At 60.9% G+C, this 13,085-nt stretch carries 10 protein-coding genes; 5 read left to right on the plus strand and 5 right to left on the minus strand.

Annotated features, from left to right (window positions below; translation table 11 throughout):
* Positions 1-107 precede the first annotated feature (107 nt).
* Together BV106_RS08975 and BV106_RS08980 are read right to left on the minus strand one after the other, a co-directional pair.
* Positions 108-2,114, minus strand: a complete 2,007-nt coding sequence (locus tag BV106_RS08975) for a DUF3999 family protein (RefSeq protein WP_038163599.1) — start codon at positions 2,112-2,114, stop codon at positions 108-110.
* Complete coding sequence (locus tag BV106_RS08980; RefSeq protein ID WP_038163602.1) at positions 2,111-5,278, minus strand: DUF2339 domain-containing protein; 3,168 nt, start codon at positions 5,276-5,278, stop codon at positions 2,111-2,113. The genes BV106_RS08975 and BV106_RS08980 overlap by 4 nt, the downstream gene beginning before the upstream one ends.
* A 131-nt stretch (positions 5,279-5,409) precedes the next feature.
* Between BV106_RS08980 and BV106_RS08985 the strand changes: the two genes are divergently transcribed.
* From BV106_RS08985 to BV106_RS09005, 5 genes are all read left to right on the plus strand, one after another.
* The gene (locus BV106_RS08985; protein WP_051945462.1) at positions 5,410-6,288 is read left to right on the plus strand and encodes a LysR family transcriptional regulator; all 879 of its coding nucleotides are present in this window, start codon (positions 5,410-5,412) and stop codon (positions 6,286-6,288) included.
* 50 nt (positions 6,289-6,338) lie between these two features.
* Positions 6,339-6,548 carry a hypothetical protein gene (locus BV106_RS08990; RefSeq protein WP_265595470.1) on the plus strand — a complete coding sequence of 70 codons (210 nt, stop codon included), beginning with the start codon at positions 6,339-6,341 and terminating at the stop codon, positions 6,546-6,548.
* Between the two features lie 65 nt (positions 6,549-6,613).
* A complete protein-coding gene (locus BV106_RS08995; protein ID WP_038163605.1) occupies positions 6,614-7,996 on the plus strand; it encodes a tetratricopeptide repeat protein in 1,383 nt (460 codons plus the stop codon).
* Between the two features lie 112 nt (positions 7,997-8,108).
* Positions 8,109-8,729, plus strand: a complete 621-nt coding sequence (locus BV106_RS09000) for a redox-sensing transcriptional repressor Rex (RefSeq protein ID WP_038163607.1) — start codon at positions 8,109-8,111, stop codon at positions 8,727-8,729.
* A 133-nt stretch (positions 8,730-8,862) separates the two neighbouring features.
* Positions 8,863-9,012, plus strand: coding sequence for a hypothetical protein (locus BV106_RS09005; RefSeq protein WP_265595471.1), 150 nt, complete (start codon positions 8,863-8,865; stop codon positions 9,010-9,012).
* 387 nt (positions 9,013-9,399) lie between these two features.
* Here the strand turns inward: BV106_RS09005 and BV106_RS09010 are convergent, their stop codons facing one another.
* The 3 genes from BV106_RS09010 to BV106_RS09020 all read right to left on the minus strand — a co-directional run.
* Entirely contained in the window at positions 9,400-11,862 is a 2,463-nt protein-coding gene (locus BV106_RS09010) for a DUF87 domain-containing protein (protein ID WP_051945464.1), read from the minus strand.
* A gap of 174 nt (positions 11,863-12,036) precedes the next feature.
* On the minus strand, positions 12,037-12,363 hold the full coding sequence (trxA, locus tag BV106_RS09015) for a thioredoxin (protein ID WP_038163612.1): 327 nt from the start codon (positions 12,361-12,363) through the stop codon (positions 12,037-12,039).
* A 268-nt stretch (positions 12,364-12,631) separates the two neighbouring features.
* Positions 12,632-13,085: hypothetical protein (locus BV106_RS09020; protein ID WP_265595472.1), on the minus strand; the 454-nt coding region annotated here is incomplete at its 5' end.

Genomic DNA, 13,085 nt, shown 5'->3' on the forward strand with positions numbered 1-13,085 from the left:
GAAAACGGTGTCGAGCCACCGTACTCCAAGACGCTTCGCGACGATTGGAGGTGCTGGAGTTAAGACGCGGATGATAGTTTGAATGTATCCGTACTCCAACGAGACCGCTACGACGCAGAACCACCTCCGCCGCCCGGCTGTTCGGGCAGCAACTTCACCACGACCCACAGCAATCCACCCGCGACGGCGGCGAGGGCGACCCACAGAAAGACCGATCCGGCACCGGATTCATCTTCTGCTTTGCGCTTGCCAGGTGCGAGGGCTTCCTCGGAGCCCAGGGTGGCGGTGGATGGGGTGGCCAGATTGAGTTCCCGCTCCACGAGCCGCAAGTCGTAGCGTGGGGCAGGCACAGATGGATGATCGTAGTAGAGGAACACCGGAGCTCCGCTGGGCAGGGCTTGGAACTTCAGGCGTACCACTTGATAGGAACCATGCACCGCGGTGATCTCCATGGGCGTGTTGTCACCGTTGTCCGCCTCAATCCAAATCTCCTTGCCTACAGCGTGGGTGTTTAGCGGCAGGGTCAAGGTTTTCCCCTCCTCACGATTTCTCACGGTCACGCTGCCCAGGATGGCGGAGTAGTGCTGAGACGAGCCGGAGCGATTGGGGCGTGTTTCCAGGACGGTCAACGTTCTTTCATAAACCCGGGTCGGAGTGGCAACCTCCAGCCGTTGCAGCGGCAGGTTCTCAAAGGGCAGATCGAGTTTCCACCGTGACCAGGTGAGGCGCTTGGGATCTTGTGTCAAAGTCACTGGCAGGGAAATGGTGCGGGTAGGGCGCTCCGGCAGCACCAGGTAGGGCAGTTGACGTCCGTCCTGAACGAGGCGCAGATCGCCGAGGTCATGGTGGCAAGACGCCTCAAGATCGAGTTCGAGGAGTTGCACGCCGGGCTGCGTGATCAGCACCGGCTTCCTCCTCCGCCAGCTGTTGGTGTCGATGACGCTGCCTGATTCTGCAAACTGGCCGAGGACGCCGTCCTTGCGGTAGCCAGGGTTGGCCTGGAGCTCCCCGACGGTCGCGGTGCCGCTCTGTGCCGACTTCAATCGCGACGAGAGCGCGGAGAGGTCATAGTACGGCGCGATAGCCAGAGGATTGCCGCTGTACAGTTTCCATTCTCCCAGGGCCTGGGCCGCAAAAAGTAGATGCGCGGGATAGCGGGTGGCTTCGACGCCATCAACCTTGAGCGGCGGGCTGTCCCCGTTCTCGATGTCCAACACCAGTTGACCACCCAAAGCCTGACGATGCACAGGAAGCTCCAAAGAGGAGGCGTTGAGGTCGTCTGCCTGCATGCGGAACACGGTGCCGTCTGCAAGAGGGGAGCCTGTCGCCTCAGGTGAGGTGCTGGCGTTGCTCAGCGCCACCTTCCGGCTGAAAACGGGATCCGTGGTTTGCAGCCGGAGCGTGCCCAGCCAGGCATGTGGGGTTTGTAAAGTCAGATGAAGGCGGGTGCGGCCGGGGAGTTCCTCTGTCTTCGATACGGTGACGCTTTCCTTGATGGTGGCCGAGGCGCTACGGGGCAGCTCCACGGAGGCCCCCGTGAACGCCACGGGAGGAGACTTCCGGTCATCGAGGGTGATGCGAAGTTGTTTCCAAGATCCGGTTGGAAACGCAAGTCGGAGCCGGCTGCTGCCATCCCGCTGGCGAAAGACAATGCCGGACTCGCCGATCGGCTGCCAGGTGGCTCCGTCCTGGGAGCCCTCCAGCGTCACGGCTTTGAGGAAGGTGGCGGTGGCTGCTTCCAGAGTGAGCGCACGGATGGGTTCTCCGGGCGGCACTGCCATCTCCAGATAGGTCTTGTCACCTTCGATCCGAGCTCGGAATTCGGAAACTGTCCGCGTGGCGACTGTCTCCTGCTGGGGCCATTGCAGCAGGAAAGGGGTTTCCTCACCCGCTGGATTGAGGAGGCGCAAGTCCTGCAGATCCTGTTGGGCGGCACCGTGGGTGGTGGAGGGGATCTCGATTCGGACAAAGCCTGCCGCTGCCGGCGTCACATTCTGCATGTGCCGCCAGTCTGCCAACGGAAGGGCGCTGTTTTCCTGCGCCCGCGCGGAGGCCGCCGTCAAAATGACGGCGAGCGAGAGCCACCAAGTCAGAGGGGAAGACGGGGTTTTCATGCTTCGTCAGTAGGGTGGCTGCGGTCCAGGAACTTCTGGTAGAGGAACGAGGCGGCAAGCGCGATGAGGGCCACGACAATGAGGGCACCGATGCGGTAGATGCTGCCGATGTTGGCGAGATCGTGGAAGAAGAGCTTCAATAAGGTGACCGCGAGCAGTCCGATGCCGGCGTAGCGGGTCGCCGCCGTGCGCAGCCAGAAGCCGAGCCCGAGCAGACCCAGGGCGAACAGACCCCAGGAGATGCTGGTGGTCATGTCACGGGCAAAGTTTCCGTCAAAGTTGAAGACGATGAAGCGCTGGCCGGGAGCAGTGAAGAAGTCGGCGATCTCAATGTTGAGCAATAGGAAGAGCAGCACTCCGCCGAGGGCACAGAAGAGACTCCGGAGATTGATGTCCCACAGTTTGTGACGTGGCGGTGCCAGCCACCAGGCGGCGAGGATGAGCGCGGCGGCGGCCAAGCCGTAGGTGTACAGGTGCCAGTTCAGGATGGGCGTCTCGCTGCGCGGGTAATAGGTAAGTACGGCAGGGTTGAGCGCCAGCCGGACAAAGGCGGCGATGAGGAGGCCCGCACCCGTGGCGCGGAGTCCGCCGTGGGGCACACGACGATACAGCCAGCACAGAGCGGCTCCTTCAAAGGCCCAGCCAAGCGTGATCCACTGTCTTTCAAACTGAATGGGGAAGATGAGGGTGATGAAGAAGAGGCCCACAGCGCCGAACCAGGCCAGCTGCGCGACGCGGGCGGGATTGTCGGCAGAGTGCCGTTTCAGCACCATCATCAGGCTCAGGAGAGGCGGCGCCGCGAAGGCGGCGGGCAGCAGTCCCATCACATTGTTCGGCCAGGTGTCTTTCACCAAGGCATGGACCAGCAGGAAAGCGCCTACACCGGAGAGCGCGGCAGCCGCCCAGGGGAGAATGGCCTGCTCAAAGACCTTGCGGAAGATGAAGGGATAAAGGGTGAACAGGAGGTAGAAGCCCAGGTACCAGAAGAGCGGTTGCCAGGGGGAGTGGATGTCAAAGCGGTGCACGTGCCAGGAGATCTGCAGGCCCAGGCTGCACAGCATGGCCACCGGGGGAAGGCTGCCAATGCCGCTGACTCGCGTAAGTCCCAGCATGAAGAGAGTCAGGACCAGGGCTGCGCCAAAGATCGGAGCTGGGTTCGGCATCGGGATGTGCAGCGATGCCATGATGAGCAGGAAGAACGGCAGGGTGGCCGAGCTGATGGGCAACCACTCTGCAAGATTGTTCGGGAGCAGGTTGCGGTCCCCAATCTCGCTGGGCTGGGAGGCCAGGACCCGGCGCGAGAGGAAACAACTGGCGGCGATGAAGACCACGGCAAACCCACAGAGGATGGTGAGAAAGCCGGGCATGCTGTCGGTGGAGGCCGGCAGCCGGAGCAGCCAGCCCAGCGTGGTGAAGAGGGTGAGGACGATCGCGGTCAACACCGGCAACAGGGCGCGGGTCACCACCGCCAGGCCGATGATGAGCAGGTTCACCAGCAGGATGGCAGGCCAGACGAGCAGGGGCACTGAGGTGAGCCGGAAAATCGGCAGCATCATCAGCAGGAGCGCCACCACGGGAACGAAGCCCGCAATGGTCTGCGGTGTGCCAGGATGGCGGCGTGCCCACACCACGCTGAAGGCGGTGTGCATGAAGCCGAACACCAGATAGATCACCAGCGCGGCGGGCAGCATCTCAGCCGTCAGCTGATGTGTGCTCCAGATCGAGAGGTGGGTAAAGGTGAGCAGGCCGACGATGGCTTGAGCGGCGCGCACGCGGGGCTCGATCCAGACCGTGGCCAAAGCGGCAACATTCACCAGCAAGACCAAGGTGTAGAGTAGTCCGGGGCGCTGGGTGATTTCGGTATGATCAAAGAAGGAAAAGGCGATGATGAGCGCGCTGCCGCAGAGCGCGAGGGCCGAGCCCACGGGATAGAGGTCCTCGTCCTCGCGACGCTTCGACCACCAGGCCCCGGCGGTGAAGAGGAAGGCAAACCAGAGGAAGACGCCCACCACGATCCAGGTTTTGGGCCCGTACATATAGCCTTCGCTAGAGAAGAACTTCTCCATCCAGCCCAGCTGCATGATAATGGTGCCCGCAGCCCCCAGCGCGGTGAGGTGAAGCCAGCGCATCTTCTTGGCTACCGCGATCAATCCAACGTCGAGCAGCGTGATGTAGCCGAACAGTCCCCAAGGGTTGTCGTGACCGGTGGAGCAGAGGATGGGAGTAAGGAAACCACCCACCATGCCCAAAACCGCCACCACCATGGCATTCATCCGCACTGCCAAGAGGAAGGCAACGGCGGTGATCAACGTCATGAACCCGAAGGTGGTGATGGCGTTGAAAAACGGGAAGCGGTAAAGCGCGTGGGCCGCAAAGGTCACCCCGTACAGCACCAGTACACCCGTGGCGCACAAGGTGTGAGCCAGCACGGTGTAGGTTTTTTGGGCGCTCAACTTCAATCCACCCACGGTGAGGCCAATGCCGAACACAAATCCGATGGCAACGCGGACCGACGGCGGAATCAGGTTCTGCTCAAAGGCATACTTCACAAAGAAGACGATGCCGAGGAAGAGAGCCAGACCACCCAGCCAGGCGAAGAGCTTCACACCCATGAATTGCTCCAGGGTGAAGGCGGGTTTTTCCTGAACCGGCTTCCGGGCCGCTGCCGGCAACGGCATGGGTGGAGGCATGACGGGCGGGGCGGATTCGCGGGTGGACACCGGTGCCAGTGTCGAGGCCGGAGGCAGAGGGGGAGGAGCGAGCGGTTCGGGGCTGGTTTCTTCCACCGCGGCGGAAGCCGGTACGGGCTCCAGCGTTTCCGTCAGCACGGGTGTAGGTGCAGGCGCTACCTGTTCCAGCGGCGGAGGTGGTGGCGCTGTAGAAGGTTGGGAGACCGTCTGGGGTTCTGGCGAGACCGGAGGCGTCGCTGCCTGGGCGGCAGTAGCAGATGGGGCCACCCCATCCCGCAGCTGACTTTCCAGTTCGCCGATGCGACGGTTCATCTGGTATTGCTGATCGGTCAGGCGGGAGAGCGCCTGGCGGAGCTGTTCCTCGAGCGCTGCGGTTTTGTCCCGCGCAGAGCGTGAGACGATGGCCGCCCGGATGGGCAGGACGAAGACCAGCACCACAAAGGCGAGGAGGAAAAGAAGGCCAATGACTTCCATGCGACGTGCCGGGCGGTTGGTCCCGGTATAGAACCCTAGTCTGGGACGGGGTGACGACGAATGGAAATTGATAAAGTTTGACCGTGTATTGATGGACTGAATACAGTGGGCCATCCCCAGCCCGACCCTGAATGAACGTCCACCATCTTGAACTGTTTTTCTACGTGGCCCGGCATGGCGGGGTGAGCGCGGCCGCCCGGCACATCCCCTACGGCATCCAGCAACCGGCCATCAGCGCACAGATTCTGCAACTGGAGGACAATCTCGGCGTCACCTTGTTCCGCCGTCGCCCCTTTCAGCTCACGAGGGAGGGGCAGGTCCTCTTTGCTTATATAGAGCCATTCTTCGGAGGTTTGGATGACATGGCCCGACGCTTGCGGGGTGGGGTGGACAATCGGCTCCGCATTGCAGCTCCAGAAATTGTCCAGCGGGAGTACTTGCCGGAACTCCTGGCGCGCATGAAGCAGCGCGTGCCAGGGTTTCATTTCACCCTCACTCAGGGGCGCCAACAGGAAATCGAGGCCCTGCTGGAGTCTCAGGAGATTGACTTGGGCCTCTCCGTGCTAACCGACAAGGCGGGGCCCAACATCCAGATTCGCGAGGTGGCCACCCTTTCCATGGTGCTGCTGGTCTCTGAATCCAGCGGCATTCAGCACGCTCAGGAGGTGCTGGAGCAGGATCGCATCGAGCTGCCCCTGATCACTCTCAGCTCCTTCGAAGGTGTGAGCCGCACCTTCCAGGCCTACCTCCGCACCCGCGGGGTGGACTGGCTTCCCAGCCTGGAACTGGGGGGGCTGGATCTGGTTAATCGGTACGTGGAGGGGGGGTTTGGCGTGGGACTCAGTTTGCAGCTGCCCAAGATGAAGGCGGCATCCGGGGTGAGGGAGTTGCCTTTGCCGGGGGCTCCCCCGGTCACCTTCGGGGCACTTTGGGCGGGGAAGCTCACGGCTCCAGCCGAAGTCTTCGTGCGGGAGGCCGAGTTGCTGGCTGGAGAGTTATTTTCAAGATGAATTCAAGGCTGGACGCCTGGAGCGTTTTGCCCTTAAACTTCAATTCTGCCATGCGTTTTTTCGCCCGAATTCTCTGGATCGTCGCGTTCTTGGTGGCCACCTACTCTTGGATGGTGGCCTTCGAGCACGGCTTCGGATGGGCGGGTTTTCGCGATGGGTTCAAGGGGGAATGGCGCAATCTTGCGGCATTCGTCACTGGTAAGCCCGTTGGGCCGCAACCTGTTACCCCTGCCATGCCGGCTGCTCCGGCGGCAAAATAGCTCCCCCCGCCCGCTTCCTAATTTTACTTACAACGTCAAAACTTCACGAGACCTCCATCAATTCCATGACAGAAGCCGATCTTGCCCCTCAGCAGAAAAACTTGTGGCTCAAAGGTGTCAGTGCCTATCAGCTAAAGAACTTTGACTACGCCATCAGTCTTGTGCTTACCGTGGTCAAGCAGGCACCGGAGTTCCTTGATGGACGCAAACTGCTCCGCCGTGCCGAAGGAGAAAAGTTCCGCAGCCAGAAGAAAGGCCTCTTTGGCGGTGGATTGAGCATGGGCGGCATCAAGCTGGGGCCCGCCTCCAAAAAGGATCCATGGGAGCAGATTGCCGATCTGGAAGAGAATGTCTTCCAAAAGGATCCCTACAACTCGGGTGCCAACCAGAGCCTGTATGATCTGGCCATGCGCCTCGGGCAGAACCATCTGGCTGCCTTTGCGCTGGAAACCATCAGAGAGGGACAGCCGACCAACACCCGGAACATGCATCAACTGGCCCTCCATTACATGGCCATTGATGAGCCAGAGAAGGCCAGCGAAACCTATCGCCTGGTACTGAAGCATGATCCGACGGACATGGACGCCATCAAGGGCGAGAAGGATGCGGCGGCCAAGACTTCCATGATGCGCCAGGGCTGGCAGCAGGAAGGTGGCTTCGACAAGGCCAAGCGTGACAAGGACCAGTCGAACCGTGATGAGGCCATGAGTCGCCAGGGGATGACCCCGGAGCAGATGCAGGGACTCCTGCTACAGCTCGCGGCCGACTACGAGAAGGATCCCAACAACGTCAACGTGGTGAAGAAGATCGCCGACCTCTACGAGCGTCTGGACGACTTGGACAGCGCCATGAGCTACTACGACTGGGCCGCCCAGCTCGCCCCGGGCGACGTGGCGCTGCAGGCCCGCATCGAGCAGGTGCGCAACAAGGCGGGTGAAAAGCTCATCCAACAGATGGAAGCTGAAATTGAGGCGGATCCAGATGCTCCGGACATCGAAGAAAAGCGGGAAGCAATCCGCGCTAGCAAGCGTGAGCGGCTCTCCACCCTCCTGACAGAGGCCAAATCCAAGGTGGACCGCAACCCGACGGACAAGCAGTACCGCTTCGACTACGCCACGATCCTCTTCCAGGCGGAACAGTACCGCGAGGCCATCCCCGAGCTTCAGCAGGCCAAGAGCAACCCGCACATCCGCAACAAGGCACTGCTCATGCTGGGCAAGTGCTTTGAGAGGTTGAACATGAACGACTTGGCCATCAACGCGATGAACGAGGCCGTGAAGGAAATCCCTGCCTTTAACAACGAGAAGAAGGAAATCCTCTACGAACTGGGCAAAACCTACCAGAAGGTGGGCAAGGCCGATGACTACCTCAACTGCATGAAGGAGATCTACAACAACGACTACGGCTACAAAGACGTGGCGGCCCGCGTGGAATCGTCCTACGCATAAGTCACAGATTCGCCTTCAAGTTGAACGCTTTAGGCCGGTCTCCGCAAGGGGGCCGGCTTTTTGTTTATGTGGGGTTCCTTGACAAACTCCAGACCTTTGTGAAATTTCACAAGTGACAAGAATCGAAATCCCCCGGAAAACCGTCTACCGCCTCTCGATCTACCAGCGATGCCTCCAGAGACTGAAGGACAACATGATGGAGACTGTCTCCTCTGAGGCGCTTGCCAAGGCGGCAGGGGTGAAGTCCACGCAGTTGCGCAAGGATTTGACCTACTTCGGCCAGTTCGGCACGCGTGGTCTCGGGTACAATGTGGCCGGGCTGAGCGGTGCCATTGGCGAGGTTCTGGGGCGTTCCCGCCTGCAGCCCGTGATCCTGGTTGGGGTGGGGAACCTGGGTGCAGCCTTGCTCCGCTATGGTGGATTCCAGAAGGAGGGGTTCGAGATCGTGTCCGCGTTTGACGTGCGCCCTGATCCGAAGCGCATGAAGGGCCTCAAGATCCCCCTGATGGATGCCAAGGAACTGTCGTCGTTCATCCGGGAGAACCACATCAAGATGGCCATCCTCACGGTGCCTGCCACGCACGGCCAGGAGGTGGTGAACGAGATGGTGGAGGCCGGGATTCAGGCCATCCTCAACTTCTCACCCGTCGTGCTTGATGTGCCCAAGAACGTTGTCGTCAACAACGTGGACCTCGCCGTGGAACTTGAGAACCTGAGCTATTTCATCCGGTAGAAGGCGCGAGGGCATCCGCGGGCTGGTTTTGATATTTGACGGGGGCCGCCGCCCGTCGGATGTAGGCGGCATGGACCGCCCAGCCGCTATTGCTCAGATCAGGGAAGCTTGCAAAAACATCGCCCTTCAGTTCATGAAGCTTCATCCGGCCCTACCCGGCTTGAACGATGCGGAGACGATGAGCGATTGCATCAAAGCGGTGCATGAGATGACGGTGCAGCTTGAGACCATCAAGAAGAAGGTGGGGAAGCTGGAGCGTGCTGATGACAGCACCTTGCTGTAGAGGAAGTGAGGACGAGAGGTTGATGGGAAGGTTGGATGTCTCGATGAGAGCAATCTTGGCTGGCACCTTCAAAGGTCGCGGCAGCGTCTTGGAGTGCTGGCGCCTTGACGCCGCTTTCGCCGGCGGGTGAAGGGGCGTTGTGCCTTGAACCGCTGTCCTGCTGATTGGAGGAGGCGGTGGTGATGGGCTTCGCTGTGGCTGTGCGGTGCCTCGCGCTTGGTCGCGGTTAGAAAACGGTGTCAAGCCACCGTACTCCAAGACGCTTCGCGACGTTGGGGCGGTGGGCTCGCTGGGTATCCCGACTGGTCTCGCTGGCAATCCTCCAAAACAAAAAAGGCCGCCGCAGTGTTTCACCGCGGCGGCCTGTGAATCGATCAACCGATCACGCTACTCTGCCACCCAGAGAATGCCGACAGCACTTGGGGTGATGTTCTTCTTGAGCGGATTGAGCTGGATCGTCTCGAAGACCAGTGTGGTGGGGTCGTACTGATCACGGATCTTCTGGATCTCATCCGTGAGCTGTTTGTCCAGTTCCCGGAGTTCCTGGTCATAACGCTCCACTTCATCCTCGGCAGCGGAGGCTTCTTTGGATTCTCGCCAGGCGGAGCCTACTTTGCTCACTGTGGTGCTGCTGAAGGCGCTGCTTTTGCGGCCAAAGAGGGCACCCAGCAATCCGCCGCCAATTTGCATGACCGTAGAGAGCTTCGCGCTGCTGGCCTGGGCCTTCTGGGTCTCCAGCTTCTGCTGGGCCCGGGCCATCTTTTCATCGATGGCCTTCGCCTGCTTGGTCATCTTGGCACGGAGTTCCTCCACCGCCTGATCGCGCAGTTCCCGGGCGGTCTGGTCCACGCGGACCCGGAAGTCTGCGGCCGCTTCGCCAAACTTGGAGTACGCATCCAGCAGAGGGCTGTAGAGCAGCTCGAACACCTGGTTGGAATACACCCAGTTGATGAAGTCCTTCGAGATCGTCTTATAGGTGGCGGCCTTCTGGGCCACGCTGGGAAGTTCACCGAAGGCCAGGCTTTCGTCCGGCTCGGTCTGGAGAGTGGTTAGGTCCAGGTCCTTGGGAATCTCCAGGAACTTGTCCCACAGCACCTTGGCTTTGGCGGCATCGATCTCGTTGGCCACGGTCACGGTGAGGCGACCGTTGATCTTCTTCTTGGGATCGTTGAAGAGCACCGTGGCGGAACGAAGCAGCGCTGGCGCATAGCTGGTGGCCCCGCCTTCTGTCTTGAAGTACTCCGCCACACCATCGGGGAGTTTGGGGCGGATCGAGGAACCAACTGATGCGCCCTCCTCGCTGTCATCACCACTGCTCGGTGGCAGGAAGCCGTCGTCCTCCGTGGGAGCCGCGGCCTTGGCGGTGGTCCGGGACTTGCGCGATGAGGCGGTGGAGGAGATGCGGGTGGTGGTGGCGAACTCTGACCGCTTCGGGTCCATGAGCTGCTTGATCTGGTTGCGGCTTAGCGGACCCCTCAGGTAGGTCATGACCCAGCGTACGTTGAACACCACCGGGTGCTCCTCGTGCACGTTGTTCATCAGGAAGATGCGGTTGCCCAGGCCGGACAGGAGCTTTTCCATGTCGGCACGGTCAAACTTGGCATTCTGCGAGGAGGCCGCGCCTTCCAAGCCATCAAGCACGCGGGCCTTGTCGCGTTCCGTCTGCAGACGGCCGAGCCACCAGGTGCCGATGTTGGAGAGCGCCTTATAGTCGAGGTCCACCGGGTTCTGGGTGGCCAGCAGGATGCCCAGGCCGAAGGCCCGCGCCTGCTTGAGCAGGATCATCATCGGCTTCTTGGAGGGCGGGTTGGCCGTGGGCGGCAGGTACCCGAAGATCTCATCCATGTAGAGCATGGCCCGCAGACTGGTGGTGCCGGACTGGGCCCGCATCCATCCCAGAGTCTGGTTGAGCAGCAGGCTCACGAAGAACATGCGCTGTGCATCGCTGAGATGGGCGATGCTGAAGATGCTGACCCGGGGCTTGCCCTCGGGCGTGTAGAGCATGCTCTGGATGTTGAGCGGCACCCCTTCCAGCCAGCTCGCAAAGCTCGGCGAGGCGAGGAGGTTGTTCAGCTTCATCGCCAGATCCGTGCGCTTCTTCTCGGAGAGAAACTCGTCCACGGTCATCACGCCCACCTTCTGAAAGGGCGGCTGTTGGGCGAGTTGCACGAGATTCTCCAGCGTCAGGTTCTGCCCCTTGGCCCAGCAATGGGAGAAGATGTTCGCCAGGAGGATGTGCTCCGGCGACTGCATAGGATCGCCTTCCACACCGGCCAGGCTGAGCAGGCTGGTGGCGCAACTCTCCACCCGCTCGTGGAATATTTCCTCGTCCTCCAGCACCTCTGCGGGAGGGGCCTCCAGGGAGGCGACGATGGAGACGGGGATGCCAGCGTTGCTGCCGGGCGTGAAGACGGTGATGTCCACGTTGTCCCGTAGTTTCCTGATCCGCTCCGCGCTCTGGCCCCACTCGCCCAGACCCTTCTTCCAGAGGGCGGACTGGCTCTCCGCGTACTCGGTGGTGCTCTGGCCCTTCTTGCGGGCATCCTCCTCATTCACCCAGGGCTCGAAGTCGGAGCCCGCCAGGTCCGGGAAGGTCAGCAGGAAGTTGGCGATGTCGCCTTTGGGATCAATGGCGATGATGGGGATGCCGTCCATGGCGGCTTCTTCCAGCACGGCGAGACAGAGGCCCGTCTTGCCGGAGCCGGTCATGCCCAGCACGACGCCGTGGGTCACGAGGTCCTTGGAATCATAAAGCACCAACTCGTCTTCCAGCTTGGTAGCGACGGGATCATAGGTGCGGCCGAGGTAGAAGGTGCCGGGCTGTTCGTAGATTTCGGGTTTGATTTCCATGGGAGAGGGAAGGGGTGGAGCCCAATGCGGTTAAACCATGAAGCAGGTGAAAAGACAATGGGCAAAGAACGGGGATGAGGCCGTGACAAAAGAAAAGGCGCGGCAGTGATGCCGCGCCAGTAAATGCTTGTCAGATGGACCGGTGCTGTGACCGGGCGATGAGGGCTAAATCGATCAGAGGGCTTCCAGCTTGCGGCTGAGAGCATCCTTCGACTGAACGCCTACGACGACGTCCTTGGCCTGGCCGTCCTTGAAGAAGACCAGCATGGGGATGGAACGCACGTTGAACTGTGCGGCGAGGTTCTGGTTGTCGTCCACGTTCACCTTGCCGATTTTCACAGCGCCTGCCTTGTCCTTGGCCAAGTCTTCGAGGATCGGGGTGAGCATGCGGCAAGGTCCGCACCATTCGGCCCAGAAGTCCACGATCACGGGCACCGTGGAGTTTTGCACTTCGGCGGTGAAGTTTTCTTCGGTCAAGGTGACCAGGGTTTCGCTAGCCATAGTATTAGGGTGTGGAAAGATTTACGCCCCCATCGTGGCGAGGGGATGCGGCGAATCAACCGGAATCGCAGAGCAACGCGGCGGTGGCCGCTGGGGAGGGAAACAAAAAAGGCGCGACCGGAGTCGCGCCTTTTCAGTAGAAGGGAGGTCTGCGGGGCAGTCTAGCTACCGATCTGACTCTTCGTCAGAATGTTGATGGCAAGGACTGCGATCGAGAGCAGGAAAAGAATCCAGGCGAGAGGCATGGGAACAGGAGGAACGAGTTAAATTACTGGTTGTAGAGGTCCGTGATCTTCTTGAGCGTGCTGTTGAACTCGTTCTTGAAGGTGCCAGTGTTCGGATCGCGAACTTCCCAAGCCGGGTTGTCGGCCGCAGGAACCATGAAGGAACTGGTTTCTCCCGGGGCAGCGGCGAAGGCCTTGTCGGAACCGAGAAGGTTCAGAAGCATCACGGCCACGGCGAGCACCGTGCAGAGAATGGCGAGAGGGGCGAGACCGGCTTCCGGATCGGTTTCCTCATAGAGAGGCGCGTTGTCTGCAGCCTGGGTGCGCTTCACTGGGGCGCTCGGAGGCGTCACCGTGCTGGCAGCCTTGGCACCACCAGCGGCGGCGCCACCAGCCATCGGGCCGGTGCCTTTGGCGAGCTGTACCGTTGCTTTGGGAAGTTGCTGAGTGGGACCTGCTCCGGACTTGGCCATGGGCGAAGTGCCCGTGCCGCCTGCT

Source organism: Verrucomicrobium sp. BvORR106 (genome assembly GCF_000739655.1).
Classification (GTDB): Bacteria; Verrucomicrobiota; Verrucomicrobiia; order Verrucomicrobiales; family Verrucomicrobiaceae; genus Verrucomicrobium.